General features: G+C 64.4%; 14 protein-coding genes and 1 tRNA gene. 7 read left to right on the top strand and 8 right to left on the bottom strand.

Annotated elements, in window-relative coordinates; genetic code table 11:
* The first annotated feature begins 19 nt into the window (after window positions 1-19).
* On the top strand, window positions 20-409 hold the full coding sequence (locus LB515_RS08620) for a DUF427 domain-containing protein (RefSeq protein WP_095766800.1): 390 nt from the start codon (window positions 20-22) through the stop codon (window positions 407-409).
* 83 nt (window positions 410-492) lie between these two features.
* On the opposite strand, the gene LB515_RS08615 is transcribed toward LB515_RS08620, so the two are convergent.
* The 4 genes from LB515_RS08615 to ppdK form a co-directional block, all read right to left on the bottom strand.
* The gene (locus LB515_RS08615; RefSeq protein WP_224707429.1) at window positions 493-1,230 is read right to left on the bottom strand and encodes a polysaccharide deacetylase family protein; all 738 of its coding nucleotides are present in this window, start codon (window positions 1,228-1,230) and stop codon (window positions 493-495) included.
* Window positions 1,231-1,365: 135 nt separating this feature from the next.
* A complete protein-coding gene (locus tag LB515_RS08610) occupies window positions 1,366-2,523 on the bottom strand; it encodes a glycosyltransferase family 9 protein (protein ID WP_224707428.1) in 1,158 nt (385 codons plus the stop codon).
* A gap of 253 nt (window positions 2,524-2,776) precedes the next feature.
* Window positions 2,777-3,880 (bottom strand): glycosyltransferase family 9 protein, encoded by a 1,104-nt coding sequence (locus LB515_RS08605; protein ID WP_224707427.1) that lies wholly within the window; start codon window positions 3,878-3,880, stop codon window positions 2,777-2,779.
* A 119-nt stretch (window positions 3,881-3,999) separates the two neighbouring features.
* A complete protein-coding gene (gene ppdK / locus LB515_RS08600) occupies window positions 4,000-6,684 on the bottom strand; it encodes a pyruvate, phosphate dikinase (protein ID WP_224637714.1) in 2,685 nt (894 codons plus the stop codon).
* A 214-nt stretch (window positions 6,685-6,898) separates the two neighbouring features.
* Here ppdK and LB515_RS08595 point away from each other — a divergent pair, with 214 nt between their 5' ends.
* From LB515_RS08595 to LB515_RS08575, 5 genes are all read left to right on the top strand, one after another.
* Entirely contained in the window at window positions 6,899-7,243 is a 345-nt protein-coding gene (locus LB515_RS08595) for a VOC family protein (RefSeq protein ID WP_224707426.1), read from the top strand.
* Between the two features lie 90 nt (window positions 7,244-7,333).
* Window positions 7,334-8,758: a phosphomannomutase gene (locus LB515_RS08590; protein WP_224707425.1), complete on the top strand. Its 1,425-nt coding sequence runs from the start codon at window positions 7,334-7,336 to the stop codon at window positions 8,756-8,758.
* 99 nt (window positions 8,759-8,857) lie between these two features.
* A complete protein-coding gene (gmd, locus tag LB515_RS08585) occupies window positions 8,858-9,841 on the top strand; it encodes a GDP-mannose 4,6-dehydratase (RefSeq protein ID WP_224526321.1) in 984 nt (327 codons plus the stop codon).
* A 95-nt stretch (window positions 9,842-9,936) separates the two neighbouring features.
* Window positions 9,937-10,893, top strand: a complete 957-nt coding sequence (locus LB515_RS08580; RefSeq protein ID WP_224707424.1) for an NAD-dependent epimerase/dehydratase family protein — start codon at window positions 9,937-9,939, stop codon at window positions 10,891-10,893.
* A 231-nt stretch (window positions 10,894-11,124) separates the two neighbouring features.
* Window positions 11,125-11,199, top strand: a tRNA-Gln gene (locus tag LB515_RS08575).
* Window positions 11,200-11,284: 85 nt separating this feature from the next.
* On the opposite strand, the gene LB515_RS08570 is transcribed toward LB515_RS08575, so the two are convergent.
* The gene (locus tag LB515_RS08570; protein ID WP_224707423.1) at window positions 11,285-11,794 is read right to left on the bottom strand and encodes an anthrone oxygenase family protein; all 510 of its coding nucleotides are present in this window, start codon (window positions 11,792-11,794) and stop codon (window positions 11,285-11,287) included.
* Window positions 11,795-12,041: 247 nt separating this feature from the next.
* Here LB515_RS08570 and LB515_RS08565 point away from each other — a divergent pair, with 247 nt between their 5' ends.
* Window positions 12,042-13,754, top strand: coding sequence for an HAD family hydrolase (locus LB515_RS08565; RefSeq protein ID WP_224707422.1), 1,713 nt, complete (start codon window positions 12,042-12,044; stop codon window positions 13,752-13,754).
* Between the two features lie 31 nt (window positions 13,755-13,785).
* On the opposite strand, the gene smc is transcribed toward LB515_RS08565, so the two are convergent.
* The 3 genes from smc to LB515_RS08550 form a co-directional block, all read right to left on the bottom strand.
* Window positions 13,786-17,244: a chromosome segregation protein SMC gene (gene smc, locus LB515_RS08560; protein WP_224707421.1), complete on the bottom strand. Its 3,459-nt coding sequence runs from the start codon at window positions 17,242-17,244 to the stop codon at window positions 13,786-13,788.
* Between the two features lie 63 nt (window positions 17,245-17,307).
* Entirely contained in the window at window positions 17,308-18,054 is a 747-nt protein-coding gene (locus LB515_RS08555; protein ID WP_140847337.1) for a DsbA family protein, read from the bottom strand.
* Window positions 18,055-18,208: 154 nt separating this feature from the next.
* Window positions 18,209-18,718 carry a DUF721 domain-containing protein gene (locus LB515_RS08550; protein WP_224637707.1) on the bottom strand — a complete coding sequence of 170 codons (510 nt, stop codon included), beginning with the start codon at window positions 18,716-18,718 and terminating at the stop codon, window positions 18,209-18,211.
* Between the last annotated feature and the right edge of the window lie 12 nt (window positions 18,719-18,730).

Here is an 18,730-nt window from a genome sequence, read left to right as displayed (position 1 = left end):
TTGCTCCAGGAGACCATTCATGGACAAGCTTGCCAATCCAGCCCCCGGCTTCCAGCGCAACCCGGACAAGGTGATCACCGTCGAACCTTATCGCGGCACCGTCACGGTCCGCGCCGGCGACAGGATCATCGCCACATCGACTGCGGCAAAGGTTCTCTCGGAGCCACCTTACCCGGCCGTCTTCTACATCCCGTTCGACGATATCGATTTCGGCAAGCTCACCCCGACCGACCATTCGACACATTGTCCATACAAGGGCGATGCCAGCTACTGGAGCGTCCAGCCGGCCGGCGAAGCCGGCGAGAACGCGATGTGGGCTTATGAGCATCCGTTCGACGAAATGGTCGAGATCCGCAATCACGGCGCGTTCTACACGAACAAGGTGACGGTCGAAGCCACGCCGGACTGAGCCGTAAAGGGAGGGGCCCTTAGGTCGATCTCGGAATGATGTGGCCGCCAAAATTCAGCGGTCGCCACCCTCGCACCACGCTCTCAATCGGTGGTGCCGTCATTGCCGACGCCCTCGGCATCGTCGAGGCGCACGAAGGTCATGCCCTTCTGCTTCAAGGCCAGCAAGCCCTGAACCACGCCCTCGCCGGCGGCATGGGTCGGCTGGTTGATGTGGGCGATGATGACATCGCCGTCCTTGGCGGCGCCGATGCGGCGCGCCGTTTCCTTCGCGCCGAGCAGCGAACCGCCGTCGCCATTGACCGAGAAGCCTGCGATCTTGAAGCCCAGCCTGCGGATCATGGCGATCGCCGAGGGACTGTATTCGGCGGTGGCGCCGCGAAACCATTTTGCCGCAGGGCCGCCCGCGCCGGCCAGGGCGGCGGCGCCGGATTCAACCTCGGCCTGCACGGCGTCCGGGCTGCCGGCGCTGCGGATGCCGAAGATTTTCCGCGGCGTATCGACCGCCGGAATGTGGCGGCCGCCGTGATTTTCCAGCTCGAACAGGTCGGGATGCGCCCGCATGATCTCGACGGCCTCGGCATTGCGCTTCAGCCAGATGCCGGTAACGAAGATCGTCGCCGGTATCCTGTTGTCGACAAGCGCCGAAAGTATCCTTGTGTCGGTCTTTCCGCCGCAGGCATCGAGCGTCAAGGCGACGCGACCGCCGCCTTCAACTCCCTGCGGCTTCAGATGCAGCGTCGGCTCGAGCAGCGTCGCGGCATTGCCCGCCGACGCCGCGAACAGCGCCATCGCGCAAAGGGAGTTTCGAAGCAGACCCATCATTCATTCCAAACCGGCAGGCTCGGCATCATCCTTCGCGCCGCGTCAAAAACTTGTCTCTAGAAGACCGGCATCTAGGCGAAAATCGGGACGGCAAACAGCGTAAAAACAGCAATCGCGAAAATTTGCTTTCGCCTATACAGCTGCTTCCAGAGGCATCTCGGTTCGGGCCAGCAACTGGAGCGCTGCCTCGACGACGGCGTCGACCTCCAGACGCCAGACGCAGCATGCCTTGTTGGGGTCGGGCCGTTCGCACAGGTCGCCACCGACGCAGTCACAAGGCATGGACGGGCATACCGCGACGCTCGGCGCGCCGACTGGCCCCCAGTGGATCGGGCTCTGCAGGCCGAACAGGCCGACGACGGGAGTGCCGACTGCGGCAGCCATGTGCATGGGGCCGCTGTCGTTGCCGAGAAACAGCCGCGCCTGCTTGAACAGCGCCGGCAACGTTTCGAGCGGGAGCGCTCCGACCAGGTTGACGATCGGCGTCTTCGCAGTCGCCAGAATCTTCTCGGCCACCTCGTTCTCATCCGGACCGCCGACCAGGGCGACGTCGAGACCGGCTTCGGCCGCTATCCGATCGATTGCGGCGGCAAAGCGCTCGGGCTGCCAGCGGCGCCCAGGGAAGCTTGCCCCGGCATGCACCGCGACAAAGGCGTTCGGCCGAAGGTGCAGCTTGTCCAGCAGCGCCAAGGCTTTCGTCGTCTCGAACGGCAGCGGCCGGAAGGCGGGAGCCCGCGCGCGCAAGTCCACGCCAAGTGCCTCCAGCGGCGAAAGATAACGATAGAGAAAGTGCTGCTCGCCATACCCGAACGGCTTGGCCTTCACATTGGCAGGTTGGCGCGCAAACCAACCCAGGGGCCTTTCGGACGGGTGATATCCCACGCGAACCCGTGCGCCGACCAGCCCCAAGATGAACCGCGACGTCTTGGTGTCGGTGATGTCGATGGCCATGTCGAAATGGTAGCGGCGCAACTTAAAGAGCGTGAGAACGAGTTCCTGCAGGCGTAGCAGCGGCGTGCCGCGCATATGGGAACGGCGGAAGGTCACAACCTCCGAGGCGATGCCGTTGGCGGTGAGGAGACCGCCGAAGCGGGCGTCGCAGAGGAAGACGATGCGGGCGTCGGAATATTCGAGCTGCAGGTTCTTCGCCAGCGCGGAGGCAAGAACGAGATCGCCAATGTGCTTCGTCTGCAAGATCAGGATCGAGCGGACTGCAAAGGGAGCCCGCAACATCGGTGTCTGAGCTCCGGACAGACCGGAGTTCGCGAAGCTGGGTTGAGATGTCGACATGTGGAACCATCACGCGCATTTTCACGTGATCTTATACAAGACGATACGGTCGCGGACCATCGGACTCTCGCGCGCGGATAGAGCGTTTCACCGTTTCTCGGAAACCGCGGAGAATGCGCTATTTCGTCGTCTTTGACGCAATTCCGGACGGAAGGCTAAGGCGAAGTCCCAGGACCTGACCGTTTCACACTTTTTCCTGGCTTGCGCAAAGCGGGGGACGCGGCCGGCGGGCGGTCCGCAATTCCAGCAAATGTCAGACCGCGGCTTCCAGGACCATCTCGGTGCGCGCCAGGAGTTCCAGCGCCGCGTCCACCACCGGATCGACTTCTAGGCGCCAGACGCAGCATGCCTTGCTCGGGTCGGTCCGACGGCACAGGTCGCCCCCGATGCAGTCGCAAGGCATCGATGGCCGCAACGAAATGCTGGGCACGCCGACCGGCGCCCAAAGGACCGGGTTGGTCAGGCCGAACAGGCCGACGACCGGCGTTCCAGCCGCGGCTGCCATATGCATCGGTCCGCTTTCGTTGCCCAGAAACAGCCGAGCCTCCCTGAGCAGCGCCAGCAGCGTTTCCAGCCGCAGCGTGCCCGCCAGATTGACGACGGGCGTCTTCGCCACGGCCATGATCCTGTCGGTCGCCTCAACCTCGTCCGGACCGCCGACCAGGACCACACGCAGGCCGGTTTCGCGGACGATTCTGTCGATTGTCTCGGCAAAGCGTTCCGGCTGCCACCGCCGCCCCGCGAAGCTTGCTCCGGCATGGACCGCAACAAAAGCGTTTGGCTGGATCTGGTGCCTGGCAAGCAAGGCCAGGACGCGCGTCGTCTCGAAGGGCAGCGGCCGGATGGCCGGCGACCTGACGCGCAGATCGATGCCCAGGGCCTCCAGCGGAGACAAATAACGGTAGAGATAATGCTTCTTGCCGAATCCGAATGGCTTCATCCTGACATTGGCGGGTTGACGCTCGTGCCAGCGCAAAGGCCGCTCGGTCGGAAAATAGCCGACCCTGACCGGAGCGTTGACCAGTCCGGAAATGATCCGCGAGGTCTTGGAATCTGTGATGTCGACGGTCATATCGAAGCGGTGCTGCCGCAATGTGCGCACCATGCGGAAGAGCTCGCGCCCTCGTTCGAGCGGCGAGCCACGCATCTTGGCACGGCTGAAGGGGACGACCTCGGAAGCTATGCCATGGGCAGTCAGAAAGCCGGCGAAATGGGCTTCGCAGAGAAACACGATCCTGACGCCCGGATATTGAAGCTGCAGGTTCTTCGCCAACGCCGAGGCAAGCACGATGTCGCCGATGAACTTGGTCTGCAGGATCAGGATCGATCGGTAAACGGATGGGGAAATCTGCAACATGGGTTTTCCGACACCAACAAATTCGGTGCCGGAAAGTCGCTTGGAACGGTGTCGAGATTCAGGGCTGTCACGCGCACGTTCGCGTGACATTGCATACAAAACCGTAAGGTGTCGGGATGTCAGGCGCGTTTTGTCGCGCCCTTCGCTGCCGCCACGGCCGCCTGCGCGGCGGCCAGCCTGGCGATCGGCACGCGGTAGGGCGAGCACGACACATAGTCGAGGCCGACTTCCTCACAGAAGCGGATCGAGGCCGGGTCGCCGCCATGCTCGCCGCAGATGCCGAGCTTGATGCCCGGCCGCGTCGCCTTGCCCTTTTCGGCCGCGATCCGCACCAGCTCGCCGACGCCGTCAATGTCGAGCGACACGAACGGATCCTGTTCGATGATGCCCTTCTGCCGGTAGGTTTCCAGGAAGGACGCCGCATCGTCGCGCGAGATGCCGAACGTGGTCTGCGTCAGATCGTTGGTTCCGAATGAGAAGAATTCGGCCGCTTCGGCAATGACATGCGCCCGGATCGCCGCACGCGGCAGTTCGATCATCGTGCCGGTCAGATAGTCGATCTTTGTGCCAGTCTCCTGCATGACGCTTTGCGCGACCGCATCGATGCGCGCCTTGACGTATTGCAGCTCCTTCACCAGGCCGACCAGCGGTACCATGATCTCCGGCACGACCAGCGCGCCGGCCTTGTGGCCGGCCTCGACCGCCGCCTCGAAGATGGCGCGCGCCTGCATCTCGGCGATCTCGGGATAGGAGACGGCGAGCCGGCAGCCGCGATGGCCCAGCATCGGGTTGAATTCGTGCAGCGCTTCCGTGCGCTGCCTGAGCTTGTCGGCCGACACGTTCATGGCGGAGGCGACCTCGGCGAGCTCGGCCTCGGTCTTCGGCAGGAATTCGTGCAGCGGCGGGTCGAGCAGGCGGATCGTCACCGGCAGGCCGGCCATGATCTCGAACAGCTCGAGAAAGTCCGAGCGCTGCATGGGCAAGAGCTTGTCCAAGGCCGCACGCCTGTCCTTCTCGGTGTCGGCCAGGATCATCTCGCGCATGGCGACGATACGGTCACCATCAAAGAACATGTGCTCGGTGCGGCAAAGCCCGATGCCCTCGGCGCCGAAAGAGCGCGCCATACGGGCGTCGAGCGGCGTTTCGGCGTTGGTGCGCACCTTCATGCGGCGCGCGGCGTCGGCCCATTCCATGATGGCGGCGAAATCGCCCGACAGCTCCGGCTGCAGCATGGCGACCGCCCCTTTGAGCACCTGGCCGTTGCCGCCATCGATGGTGATGATGTCGCCTTTGCGGAAAGTCTGGCCCATCGAGAGCAGCGTGCCGGCCTTGTAGTCGACACGCAGCGAGCCGGCGCCGGACACGCAGGGCTTGCCCATGCCGCGTGCCACCACCGCGGCGTGGCTGGTCATGCCGCCGCGCGTGGTGAGGATGCCTTCGGCGGCATGCATGCCGTGGATGTCCTCCGGGCTGGTTTCGATGCGCACCAGGATTACCTTGCGGCCTTGCGCCCTGGCGTCCTCGGCATCGCTGGAGGAAAAAACGATCTCGCCGGTGGCGGCGCCGGGCGACGCCGGCAGGCCCGTGCCTATGACATCGCGCGCGGCATTCGGGTCGATGGTCGGATGGAGCAGTTGATCGAGCGAGGCCGGATCGATGCGGGCGACCGCCTCCTCCCTGGTGATCAGCCCATCCTTCGCCATCTCGACAGCAATCTTCAGCGCAGCCTTGGCGGTGCGCTTGCCGGAGCGGGTCTGCAACATCCACAATTTGCCGCGCTCGATGGTGAATTCGAGATCCTGCATGTCGCGGTAGTGCTTTTCCAGCCGGTCGGAGATGTCGACGAAAGCCTGGAAGGCGTCAGGCATAAGCTTCTGCAGCGACGGCTTGTCGGAGCCGGCGGCGATGCGCGCCGCCTCGGTGATGTTCTGCGGCGTGCGGATGCCGGCCACCACGTCCTCACCCTGGGCATTGACCAGGAATTCGCCGTAGAGCTGCCTCTCGCCGGTCGAGGGATTGCGCGTGAAGGCGACCCCGGTCGCGGACGTGTCGCCCATATTTCCGAATACCATGGCCTGGACGTTGACGGCGGTGCCCCAGCTTTCCGGGATGTCGTGCAGGCGCCGGTAGGTGATGGCGCGGTTGTTCATCCAGCTCGAGAACACGGCGCCGATCGCGCCCCAGAGCTGTTCCTGCGGATCTTGCGGGAACGGCTTGCCGAGTTCTTCCTCGACCTTGGCCTTGTAGAGCGAAATCACGCCTTGCCATTCCTGGGCCGTCAGGCCGGTGTCGAGCTCATGGCCGAGGCTCGCCTTCTGGTCCTCGAGGATCTCCTCGAACACTTCGTGGTCCAGGCCCATGACCACGTCGGAATACATCTGGATGAAGCGGCGGTAGCTGTCATAGGCGAAACGCGCATCCCCGGAATCGGCGGCCAAAGCCTCGACCGTCTCGTCGTTGAGGCCGAGATTGAGCACCGTATCCATCATGCCGGGCATCGAGGCGCGAGCACCGGAGCGCACGGAGACCAGAAGCAGCTTCGACGGGTCGCCGAAGCGGCGGCCGGTAATCCGGCCGATATGGTCGAGAGCGGAGACGACATCCGTCTCGAGCCCGCCGGGATAGGTGCGGCCGTTGGCGTAATAGGCGTTGCAGACCTCCGTGGTGATGGTGAAACCGGGCGGCACCGGCAGCCCGAGGCTGCACATCTCGGCCAGATTGGCACCCTTGCCGCCGAGAAGGTTGCGGTCGCCGGCACGGCCCTCGGCGGCGCCGTCGCCGAAGGTGTAAACCCACTTGGTCATGCTTGCCCTCCAGTTCGTGGGAGATAGAAACATCCGGATGATGGCCGTTTCCCGCCTTCCCCGCTCCGAGCGATAGGATGCTGCACTGCGAAAGGCAAGGCACCGGCAAGCAACCACTGCGGCTACAATCGATTAAGCAAAAGCTGCGTCAAAAAGACTTGCTGGAGGGAAACGACCGATATAGAACATAACAGGAACGCAGTGGAGTAGCGTGATGAAACTCAATGGAAAATTCGACTATCTTGAACTGCCTGCGACGGGCGGCACGCTGGACAGCGTCAAATCTTTCTACAGCGCCGCCTTTTCATGGTCGTTCACCGACTACGGCCCGACCTATTCCGCCTTTGCCGAAGGCCTCGACGGCGGCTTCCAGGCGGATGCCGGCGAGGCGCCGGCCAAGCCGCTTCCGGTCATCTACTCCAAAAATCTCGAGGAAACGCTGGACGCGGTCGAGAGTGCTGGCGGCACCATCGTCAAGCCGATCTTTTCCTTCCCGGGCGGCAGGCGATTCCACTTCACTGATCCGGCCGGCAACGAACTGGCCGTTTGGGGACATTAGGAAAAGACGCGGATTTCGAGTTATTTTTGATGTTGACAGCCGGGCTCATTCCAATGAGCGTCGGCAATCTTCCAACAGCAAAGCAGACTGATGAAATTCGGCTCAAGCGGCGTTCGGGGTTTGGCTTCCGAATTGGTGGGAAGGCCAAGCGGACTTTATACTGAGGGTTTCGCCCGGCGCTTGCGGTCGACCGGATTTCAGCAAGGCAAGGTCTTCGTCGGGCGCGATTTGCGCGACAGCAGCCCAACGATTGCCGAAGACTGCATGGCGGCTTTGGCCACAGCCGGCTTCCAGCCGGTCGATTGCGGTCCCATCCCCACGCCCGCGCTCGCCTTTTACGCCCGCCTGCATGGCGCCGCGGCGCTTATGGTGACGGGGTCGCATATTCCCGCCGACCGCAACGGCATCAAATTCTATGGGCCGAAGGGCGAGATCGACAAGGCGGACGAGGCCGCCATCACCCGTCACGTCGCGGAACTGTCGGATCGATATCCCTGGCCTCCGGCCCATGCGGACCGGCAAGCCGGCCATGAACAGGCGCTCGCGGCCTTTCGAGATCGTGTCGATGGCATTCTGCCCCCTGGCGCCCTTTCCGGAATGCGTCTCGGCGTCTACCAGCACAGCACGGTTGCGGCGGAGCTGCTGGTCGAGGTCCTGCGGTCCTACGGCGCCGAGGTGATCCCCGTCGGGAAAACAGAAACCTTCGTGCCCGTCGATACGGAAGCCGTCGGCCAGGAAACGATGGCGAGGGTGAAAGGCTGGGTGCGCGAATTCGAATTCGACGCCGTGCTCTCGGCCGACGCCGATGCCGATCGTCCGCTTGTCATCGACGAAAATGGCGAACTGTTCCGCGGCGACCTGATCGGGCTGGCCACGGCGCTGTTCCTCAAGGCCGACATTGTGGTGACGCCGATCACCTCCAATTCAGGCATCTCCGATGCTTTCGGATTCGGCGTCAGGAGAACGAAGGTCGGATCCCCTTTCGTCATAGCGGAAATGGACGCCGCGCGGCAGGCAGGCGGCATTATCGTCGGCTTCGAAGCCAATGGCGGGGTTCTTCTGGGGTCGGACTGCGTGGTGAACGGCAAGGCTTTGTCGGCGCTGCCGACACGGGATTCATTTTTGCCGATCCTGGCGGTGCTAGGCACGATGGCATCGTCCGGAAAATCGCTTTCCGGCCTGCGCCAAACCTGGAGCCTTCCGGTCTGCGCCAGCGAACGGCTCGAGAACTTCCCTGTCGAGAAATCGCGCGGCTTGATGCGAAAGCTCGCCGACCGTGATGCTTTGCAACACTTCCTTGCCCCCTTCGGCAGCGTCTTGGACGTCGATGAGACCGATGGTCTCAGGGCACGGATGACCAGCGGCGAGATCATCCATCTGCGGCCTTCCGGCAACGCTCCCGAATTTCGGTGCTATGCCGAGGCCGCCAGCCATGACAGGGCGAGCGAGATTGTGGCAATGGCGCTGGAACGAGCGCGCGACACCACACTGGCAGATGAATCAGAAGCCGTATAACGAAGACGGAGCCGGCGATCGCCGCAGGCTTGGGGCGCGGCCCGCTCTACAATAACGGGGACACGTGCCCCACGTCTCGCCCGAGCCCTGAGAGCATCGATGACAAGAACGGCGTTGATAACCGGCATTACGGGGCAGGATGGCGCCTATCTGGCCCAGCTCCTGCTTTCGAAGGGTTACCGAGTCCACGGGCTGGCGCGGCGGTCGAGCACAGCCGACGTCAACACCATGCGCCTGAAATGGCTGGGGATCGAAAACGATGTGCGGATCGTGGACGGCAACCTGACGGACCTGTCGGGTCTTAGTCGAACCATGCGCGACGTAAGGCCGGACGAGGTCTACAACCTGGCCGCACAGTCTTTCGTCAGATCCTCGTGGCAGCAGCCGATCCTGACAGGCAACGTCACCGGTATCGGCGTCACCAATGTTCTCGAGGCGCTGCGTCTCGAGATCCCCGAGGCGCGTTTCTACCAGGCGTCGTCGTCGGAGATGTACGGCCTTATCCAGGAGCCGGTGCAGTCGGAGACCACGCCTTTCCATCCCCGCTCTCCCTATGCGGTGGCGAAGGTCTATGGTCACTGGATCACCGTCAATTATCGCGAGAGCTTCGGCCTGCACGCTTCGAGCGGCATCCTGTTCAATCACGAATCGCCGCTTCGCGGCATCGAATTCGTGACACGCAAAGTCACGGACGCCGTCGCGCGCATCAAGAAGGGCATGGCCAAGGAACTGCGCCTGGGCAACATCGACGCCAAGCGCGACTGGGGCCACTCCAGGGACTATGTCCGCGCCATGTGGCTGATGCTGCAGCAGGATCAGCCCGACGACTATGTGGTCGCCACCGGCAGGACGACGACGGTGCGCGATATGTGCAGGATCGCGTTCGAGCATGTCGGGCTGGAGATGGATGACCATCTTGTCATCGATCCCGACCTGTTCAGGCCGGCGGAAGTCGAAATCCTTCGCGGCAATCCGGCCAAGGCAAAGGCGAAGCTCGGATGGGAAGCGACGATCTCCCTGGAGGATATGATCCGCGAAATGGTGGACGCCGATCTGGCGCGCCACTCGGCTGCCAGGAATTGAAAGGAAGCTCTTGCATCAACAGGTCGATGACTTGACGCACCGTCTTCCGTCACGCATCCGCATGCGGACAATTCGTCGTGGTCCGTGAGGCCGGCATGCGCGTTTTGATAACCGGCGCCAACGGTTTCGTCGGGCCCTATGTGGGCGACGCGCTGCGCAGGATTTGCGGCCGCGAAATTGTCATTGCCGCGACCTCCAAGGATGGTGGACCGCATCCCGCCTTCGGCCAGGTCGAAGAACTGGACGTGACCGATCCGGCCGCCGTCCATGATGCCATTGCCTGTCACCAGCCCACCCATGTCATTCACATGGCGGCGGTCGCGGCCCTGGGTGCCGCCCAGGCCGATCCCCGCAACACATGGCGCATTCATGTGGACGGCGCGCTCAACGTGGCCCATGCCATCCTCGACAAAGCACCGGACTGCTGGCTGGTTCATGTCGGATCGGGCCTGGTCTATGGCGAAAGCGCCAAGACCGGACGCCCGCTCGACGAAGGCACGCTGCTTGCTCCGATCGACGACTACGCCGTGACCAAGGCCGCGGCCGACCTCGCGCTCGGCGCGCTTTCGCGCCAGGGATTGAAGTGTGTCCGAATGCGCCCCTTCAACCATACGGGCCCGGGCCAGACCGAGGCATTTGCCGTGCCGGCCTTCGCCATGCAGATCGCCCGGATCGAAGCGGGCCTGGCTCCGCCGGTGATCCGCGTCGGCAACCTCGATGCGAGGCGCGATTTCCTGGATGCGCGCGACATCGCCAACGCCTATGCGCGCGCGGTTCTGAAGAGCCGCGATCTTGCGCCGAACGCCATTTTCAACCTTGCGTCCGGCCTATCCTGGCGGATGGGAGACATCCTCGATCGGCTGCTGGCCCGCAGCAGCGTCAAGATCGTCACGGAGCAGGATCCGCTGCGGTTGCGGCCGAGCGATCTGCCATGCATCGTCGGCGATGCCACCCGCGCCCGGACCCTGCTCGGCTGGGCGCCCGAGCATCCCTTCGAGGATACGCTTGCGGCCGTCCTGGAGGATTGCCGCGCGCGCGTGGCCCAGGTCTAGGAAAGGATGCATGCCTGCTTCCCTGAACGCGGAGCTGAGCCGCTCGCGGCCTGCACCGCCCGAAGCTGCCGCGCGACGCGTGCGGCTTACGATCCACCGCGGGGCGATCGGGCGACGAACTGGCCGGAAATGGCGGCCCCGCGTCACTGCCGATTTTAGTTGATCTCCCGGCATTGAGCTTTGCGTCGCCTCGTCCTATAACGCCGCGCGCAGCGCGGCATGCCCGCCTGCTGGGGCGTCGCCAAGTGGTAAGGCATCGGTTTTTGGTACCGACATTCCCAGGTTCGAATCCTGGCGCCCCAGCCAACCTCCACATCAGCGCCAAGCTCGAACGGACGATCGGCCAACGCGTTTGAAGCATCGCGTGGCTCGACCGAGAACCGGTCGGACATCAGGCGCCTTGAATGGCGATTGCGGTGGTGAGCAAGATCAGGCTCAGCATCGCCAGTGCCGCGCGGATAACGTGCGATAGTTCCCAGCGGTTGCGCAGCGTCGTCCACTCCTGCGCCGGTGGGAGCGGAGCTCCGTCGCTGCCTTCAATCGCGAAGAAGCGCTTGGCCGGCGCGTTCAATTCCACGTCCTGCAGCCAGTGCTTGTTGACCGGCTGGGTCATGAACCAGAAGACAAACTGCATGGCGAGGAGCGCGATCAAGGCGCCGGCGATCAGCCAGACATGGAGCGCACCGCTCGACGTCAGCATCAGCGCAAAAGTCGCGAGGATCCCACCGATCTCCGCGATGCCGCCTCCAATCGTGAAACCCGGGTAGTAGATGCGTTGGACAACGAAATACTCTTGCCTGCCGAGTCGCAACTTGCCCGGCAGCTCCAGCGCGTGGGCGAGCGCCATAGCCATCGCACCGGCCACAAGGACGACGGTCAGGACCTCCAGAAAGACATACATCGGATCGGCCTCTCACTCCAGCTCGAGCGCTTGTGCGGGAGCAACCTCGTCAAGACCGAACGTGATCCTGCCGACCGGGTTCCCGTCGGCACACGCTCCAATTCCGCTGGGCGACGCTGTATGGGCCGTGAGCTGGGCGAAACACAGCGATCGTTTCGGCGCCAACCATCAGCCTAAACCTTTTCCGCCGACAGGCGTTGTTCGTTCCAGACGGACCGACAAACACCGTTCGGAGAGGTTTCAACCGATGTATTTCATGGCACTGGCCACCGATTATGATGGCACGCTGGCGCATGATGGCCTTGTCGCGGCCAGCACGATCTTGGCACTGGAGAAGCTGAAGAAGTCCGGGCGCAAGCTGATCCTGGTCACCGGACGGGAACTGCCCGATCTCAAGGAGGTGTTTCCCGAACTTTCCCTGTTCGACAAGGTGGTCGCCGAAAACGGCGCGCTGGTCTACACGCCGGCCAGCGAGGAAGAGCGCACGATCGCCCCCTCGCCTTCCGCGGATCTTGTCGACAGGCTCAAAAAGCGCGGCGTGAAGCCGCTGTCCGTCGGCCGCTCGATCGTCGCCACCTGGGAGCCGCACCAAGCCACCGTGCTCGACGTCATCAAGCAGCTTGGGCTGGAGCTGGAGATCATCTTCAACAAGGGCGCGGTTATGATCCTGCCTTCCGGCATCAACAAGGCGACCGGGTTGGCGGCGGCGCTCGACGACCTGAAGCTGTCGCCGCACAATGTCGTGGCCGTCGGCGACGCCGAAAACGACCACGCCTTCCTCAGGGCTTCGGGCTGCAGCGTCGCGGTGGCCAATGCGCTGCCCGCCGTCAAGGAAACCGCCGACCTCGTCACCAAGGAAACGCGCGGCAAGGGCGTCGAGGAGCTGATCCGCAGGCTAGTCAAGCACGATCATCTGCTGGCTAAAAAACGCTTGCGCGGCGTGCTGCTCGGGACCTCACGCGGCAAGGACATCTACTTGTCGCCGATGGAAACGGTGCTGATCGCCGGCAGCTCGGGCATAGGCAAATCGACCTTGGCCACGGCGCTCACCGAGCGGCTGGTCGAAAAGGGTCTGCAATTCTGCATTTTCGACCCCGAGGGCGACTATGACGGACTGAAAGGCGCGGTGCCGCTCGGCAACGGCTCGACCGCGCCGAACAAGGAACAGTTGCTGGAATTGATCGAGAAACCGCAGACCAATATCGTGGTCAACGGCCTGGCGCTGAAGGTCGATGAGAGGCCCGATTTCTTCGCTGAATTGCTGCCGGGCCTCGGCAATGTCCGCTATCGCACGGCAAGGCCGCACTGGCTGATCATCGACGAGGCGCATCATTTGATGCCCAAGCGACGCGGGGATACGCGATCCGTGCTTTCGATCGAGCTGCCCGGCACGGTGCTGATCACTGTCCATCCGGAAGCGATCTCGACCGATGCGCTCGGCCTGGTGACGGCGGTGATTGCGCTTGGGCCCAAGGCGAAGGGCGTGATCAAGACCTTCTGCAAGGAAACGGGGCTCCAGGCGCCAAAGAGCATTCCGTTGCCCAAGGGCGACCGGGTACTGTTCTGGCGGCCGCACGACGGCAAGAAGCCGATCACGGTAAAGGCAATCGAGCCGGACCAGTCGCTGAAGCGCCACAGCCGCAAATATGCCGAGGGCGAGCTCGACGAGGCAGGCAGCTTCTACTTCACCGGTCCGAGGAAGGCGATGAACCTCAGGGCCCACAATCTCATCATCTTCGCGCAGATGGCGGAAGGCATCGACGACAAGACATGGGAATACCATCTGCGCGCCGGCGACTATTCCAAATGGTTCCGCCAACAGATCAGGGACAAGGACCTCGCCCGAGAAACGGCTGAGGCGGAGAAGAACAAGGCATTATCGGCCGACGAGAGCCGCAAGCTGGTGATCGACGCCGTGCGGCGGCGCTACACGGCGCCTGCTACGGCTGCGGAGAAGTAGAGCAGGTTCGCCGGCCTGACCGGCCGAGCTTTCAGCTCGCCTCGCGCATCGCCTCGGCCGCCTGCAAGTCCACCGAAACCAGCTGGCTGACGCCCTGCTCGGCCATGGTGACGCCGAACAGCCGGTCCATGCGCGCCATGGTGATGGGGTTGTGGGTGATGATCACGAAGCGCGTCTCGGTGGTCTTCGACATCTCGTCCATCAAATTGCAGAAGCGCTCGACATTGTGATCGTCGAGCGGCGCGTCGACCTCGTCGAGCACGCAGATCGGCGCGGGGTTGGTGAGGAACACCGCGAAGATCAGCGACATCGCGGTCAGCGCCTGCTCGCCGCCGGAAAGCAGCGTCATGGTCTGCGGCTTCTTGCCGGGCGGGCGGGCGAGGATTTCCAGCCCCGCCTCCAGCGGATCCTCCGACTCGATCAACTGCAGCTCGGCCGTGCCGCCGCCGAAGAGATGCGAGAACAGCCGCTGGAAGTGGCCGTTGACCACCTCGAAGGCCGACAGCAGCCGCTCGCGGCCCTCGCGGTTGAGGCTCTGGATCGCCTGGCGCAGCTTGCGGATCGCCTCGATGATGTCCTCGCGCTCGGAAACGATGGTTTCCAGCCTGTCGGACAGTTCCTTCTGCTCCTCCTCGGCGCGCAGGTTCACGGCGCCGAGCCGCTCGCGCTCGATCTTCAGCCGGTCGAGCTGGCGTTCGATCTCGGCCATGTCGGGCATCGGATCGTCGGCTTCGAGGCCGGTATGCTTGATGACCAGATGTGGCGGCGTGTTCAGCGCCTCCTGGATGCGCGCCTCGACCTCGGCGCGGCGTTCATCCGCCGCGGTCAGCCGCTCCTCGGCGCGAACGCGGGTTTCGCGCGATTCGGCGAGCGACTGGATGGCAGCGGTGGCCGCCTTGTCGAGCTCCGCCTGCTTGTTTTCCGCCTCCTGCAGGCGGTCGCCGGCAGCCTTGCGCAGCGCCTCGGCCTCGGAAAGCTGCGTCAGCAGGGCACGGCGCTTGGCGTCGATCTCGTCGGGCGCATCGGCCAGCCGCTCGCGCTCGGCTTCGGCTTCTGCCTTGCGCTCGCCAAGGGCGGCGATCTGCGTCGAGGCATTTTCGGCGCGCTCCACCCAGTTTTTGCGCTCGGCACCGATGGCGTCCAACCGGCGAATGCGCGCCTCGGCCTCGCGCCGCAGCCCTTCATGCACGGCGCGTGCATCGGAAAGCGTGGCGCGGTCGCGCGAGACGTTGGCGGAAGCCTGTTCGAGTTGAAGCTGCAGATCGCCGAGATCGGGCGCGTCCTTCAGCATCTCCTCGGCTTCGAGGAAGGAGGCCTGCGTCTCCTCGTGGCTGTCAACGATGCGAGCGCGTGCCTCTTCTAGCGCGGCGCGCCGGCTCAACAGCTCGCCGCCAGCCTTCTCGGCCTCGGCCAGCGCGTTACGCGCGGCATCCAGCGCATGCTGGGCATCGCGGCCGGCCTGGCGAGCATTGCGCTCGGCCTCACTTGCCAGGCGCATCGCCTGCTCGGCGCGAGCCAGCGCTTCCTCGGCCTCGCGCACGACGCGCGTCGCCTGCACGGCTTCGGCATCGAGCTCGGCCAGGCGGTTCTTCTGCGCCAGCCGCTGCGCGGCGGCGGTCGGGGCATCTGCGCTCGCGGTCAGGCCGTCCCAGCGCCAGAGCGCGCCGTCGCGGCTGACCAGCCGCTGGCCGGGCGCAAGCTGCGCCTGAATACGACGGCCGTCGGCGCCGTCGACGATGCCGATCTGCGCCAGACGGCGCGCAAGCTGCGCCGGCGCGCGCACCACGCTGGCAAGGCTCTTCACGCCTTCAGGCAGCGCCGCATCGCCGGGCTGCACCGCGCTTTCGCCCCAATGCACCGGGGCGCTGCGGTCGAGCGGGACGTCGAGATCCTCGCCGAGGGCCGCGCCAAGCGCGGTTTCATAGCCGCGCTCGACATTGATCTGCTCCAGCACGGACGGAAAGAGATCGCCACTGGCGGCGTTGAGGATCTTGGCCAGCGTGCGCGCTTCGGTCTCGATGCGCGCCAGTTCGGCCCTTGCATCCTGCAGCGGCGGGCGAGCGGCGCTTTCGGCCGCGCGAGCCTCGGCGACGGCCTGCTCGGCGGAAATGGCGCCGGCCTCGCTCTCTTCCAGCCGAGCCAGCGCGTCCTCGACCAGCAGGCGCTTTTCGGCCGGATCGGGCAGGCCGGAAATCCGCGCGACGATATCGGACAGCTCGCGGTCGACCTCGGCAAGCTGGCGCGCGAAGCGGTCGCGGCGCTCGGCGGTCTCGCGCAAGCTACGCTCGATCTGGTGGCGCGAGGCAGCCGCCTCGGCACGCTCGGCTGTCAGCTCGGCAAGTTTCGCCTCGCTTTGCGAGAGCGTCGCGCCGGCCTGCTCGAAGGCGGCGCGCGTGGTCGCCTCGCGCTCGGCAGCACCGGCGTTTTCCGAATTGAGCTCGGCCTCCTCGGCGCGCAGACGCTCGAGGATGTCGGCATTGTCGCGCACCATCCGCTCCTCGCGGGCGATGTCGGCGTCGAGCTGCTGCAGCCGGCGTTCGAGCTCGGTCTGGCGCGCACGGATGCGGCCGGCCTCTTCCTCGATCTGGGTCTTGGCGATCGACAGGCGCTGGAAGGCGGCGGCTGCGGCGGCTTCGGCGTCGCGCAGATCGGGCAGCCGGTGCGCGGCGATGCCCTGCTCCCTGGCCGCCGCCATCTGGGCGGCGGCGCGGTCGCCGACCAGCGTGGTGGCGACGGCAAGCGCTGAACGCGCCTCGCCTTCCTGCGCCTTGGCCAGCGTCCAGCGCAGATGCAAGAGCGTTGCCTCGGCCTTGCGGATATCGGCCGAGAGATTCTTGAAGCGCGAGGCCTGGCGCGCCTGGCGCTTCAGGCTCTCGATCTGACCTTCCAGCTCGCCGACGACGTCGTCCAGCCGCTCGAGATTCTGCTCGGCACCCTTCAGTCTGAGCTCGGCTTCGTGACGGCGCGTGTGCAGGCCGGAAATGCCGGCCGCCTCTTCGAGCAGCGCGCGACGGGCCTGGGGCTTGGCCTGGATCAGCTCGCCGATGCGGCCCTGCCCGACCATCGAGGGCGAGCGCGCGCCGGTCGATTGGTCGGCGAACAGAAGCTGCACGTCCTTGGCGCGCGCTTCCTTGCCGTTGATGCGGTAGAGCGAGCCCGCCTCGCGCTCGATGCGGCGCGACACCTGCAATTCATCGGCATCATTGAAGGCGGCGGGTGCCGTGCGGTCGGTGTTGTCGAGGAAAAGCGTGACTTCGGCGGTGTTGCGCGCAGGCCGCGCACCCGAGCCCGAGAAGATCACGTCGTCCATGCCGGACGCGCGCATGTTCTTATAGGAGCTTTCGCCCATCACCCAGCGCAGCGCTTCGACGAGGTTCGACTTGCCGCAGCCGTTCGGCCCGACAATGCCGGTCAGCCCGCGTTCGATGACGAACTCGCCGGGCTCCACGAAGGACTTGAAACCAAGGAGGCGAAGGCGCGAAAACTTCATTCGCGCCGCCCGACACTACAGGGGTGCGCGCCGAAGCCGGACCGCTTCGGCGCGGCCTGGATGTCAGAGCAGAGGGTCGATGATGGCCGACATTTCCTCAATCGACATCGCCCCTTTGTAGGTCTTTCCATTGATGAAGAAGGTCGGCGTCGAGTCGACCTTGAACTCGTCCGCTCCGCGTTTCTGGACTGCTCTCACATCGTCCAGAAGTTTCTGGTCCGTCAAGCAGGACTCAAAGGACTCCTGTGTAAAACCGGCAAGCTTCGAGATCTGCAGCAGCGCTTCCTTGGTGTTGCTGACGCCAACCCAGCTCGGCTGCTGCTTGAACAGCACGTCGACCATGGCGAAGTAATTATCCTTCGAGCAGCGCGCCAGCATGAAGCCGGCCTCAGCGCTCGGGTCGAATGGGAATTCGCGCAGGATGTAACGGACCTTGCCGGTGTCGATGTATTTCGACTTCAACTGAGGGAAGGTGGTGTCGTTGAAATGCGCGCAATGCGGGCAGGTCATCGATGCGTATTCGACGATTGTGACCTTGGCGTCGTCCTTGCCGAGCTGCTTGTCGGGCAGCGCGCCGGGCTTCAGCAGCTCCGCCATGTCGACGGTGCCCTGCGCCTCGGGCACCTGGGCCGCCGCAGGCGTCGCGGCCGGCTTGGCAGGCGTCGACGGGTTGGCCGGCTTCACATCGGCGGCCTTGGCCTCCTCGCCGGAGTCGCTGCATGCTGCAAGCAGCGCCACCGCAGGAACAGCAGCCAGCGTGGTCAGAAGGTTTCTGCGAGACAGACTTTTGCCAAACGGGGCACGGTTCATGCGAATCACCTGATATCGGTTGGATTTTGCAATGCAAGGGCTAGAAAAGGCGAGAGTTGGCGCGAATTAAGGCATCGCGATCCTCAATCCAATCGGGAAACTTGATCACAAGCATCACGAATGCGCGAGATCGGTAACGCATTCATGACGCTTCTTACGACCCTTTGGGCTTCCTTTCACCCATAATTGTAGCGCCGAGCCGCTCCAGCGAAGCGCGCAGGCCGTCGTCCTCGATCTTGCCGACCATGCGCGAAAGCTTCGATTTTTCGGCCTCGCTCAAAGGCCGCGGCGCTGGCTTTGGGCGCGCCTTTTGCGAAAGCACCGGTTTTTGCAGGATCTTGATGCGGCCGACCGCGTTGAAACCCAGGAAGGCGTTGACGCGGTTGATCACCTCGCCGGCCTCGTGCTGCAGATGCAGCGCGGCCATGCCCTCGCAGGCGATGATCAATGTCGCCGGCTCGAACGGGTCGTCCTCATGCAGCCGGCGCGGCCACTGGATTTTTTCCGGCCGCGAGTAGGCGGCAAGGCGCGGTCCGGCGATCTCTTCCCAGGACTGCACCAACCCTATCGAGATGCCGGCGCGCTTCTTCAGCACCGGATCGAGGATCTCGGTCGCGAGATCGCTGACCGGAACGGGATTGCCGAAGGGCCTTTTCCCTGCCATGTGCGTTCTCCA

It is taken from the genome of Mesorhizobium sp. CA15 (assembly GCF_020165215.1).
Lineage (GTDB): Bacteria > Pseudomonadota > Alphaproteobacteria > Rhizobiales > Rhizobiaceae > Mesorhizobium.
Note: the sequence above shows the minus strand (reverse complement) of the source record. Positions and strands in the feature narration are given on the sequence as shown.

Bases quoted from the DNA above. Each gene is read 5' to 3' on its own strand.
- LB515_RS08620 (WP_095766800.1), top strand. From the start codon at position 20: ATGGACAAGCTTGCCAATCCAGCCCCCGGCTTCCAGCGCAACCCGGAC.
- LB515_RS08615 (WP_224707429.1), bottom strand. From the start codon at position 1,230: ATGGGTCTGCTTCGAAACTCCCTTTGCGCGATGGCGCTGTTCGCGGCG.
- LB515_RS08610 (WP_224707428.1), bottom strand. From the start codon at position 2,523: ATGTCGACATCTCAACCCAGCTTCGCGAACTCCGGTCTGTCCGGAGCT.
- LB515_RS08605 (WP_224707427.1), bottom strand. From the start codon at position 3,880: ATGTTGCAGATTTCCCCATCCGTTTACCGATCGATCCTGATCCTGCAG.
- ppdK (WP_224637714.1), bottom strand. From the start codon at position 6,684: ATGACCAAGTGGGTTTACACCTTCGGCGACGGCGCCGCCGAGGGCCGT.
- LB515_RS08595 (WP_224707426.1), top strand. From the start codon at position 6,899: ATGAAACTCAATGGAAAATTCGACTATCTTGAACTGCCTGCGACGGGC.
- LB515_RS08590 (WP_224707425.1), top strand. From the start codon at position 7,334: ATGAAATTCGGCTCAAGCGGCGTTCGGGGTTTGGCTTCCGAATTGGTG.
- gmd (WP_224526321.1), top strand. From the start codon at position 8,858: ATGACAAGAACGGCGTTGATAACCGGCATTACGGGGCAGGATGGCGCC.
- LB515_RS08580 (WP_224707424.1), top strand. From the start codon at position 9,937: ATGCGCGTTTTGATAACCGGCGCCAACGGTTTCGTCGGGCCCTATGTG.
- LB515_RS08570 (WP_224707423.1), bottom strand. From the start codon at position 11,794: ATGTATGTCTTTCTGGAGGTCCTGACCGTCGTCCTTGTGGCCGGTGCG.
- LB515_RS08565 (WP_224707422.1), top strand. From the start codon at position 12,042: ATGTATTTCATGGCACTGGCCACCGATTATGATGGCACGCTGGCGCAT.
- smc (WP_224707421.1), bottom strand. From the start codon at position 17,244: ATGAAGTTTTCGCGCCTTCGCCTCCTTGGTTTCAAGTCCTTCGTGGAG.
- LB515_RS08555 (WP_140847337.1), bottom strand. From the start codon at position 18,054: ATGAACCGTGCCCCGTTTGGCAAAAGTCTGTCTCGCAGAAACCTTCTG.
- LB515_RS08550 (WP_224637707.1), bottom strand. From the start codon at position 18,718: ATGGCAGGGAAAAGGCCCTTCGGCAATCCCGTTCCGGTCAGCGATCTC.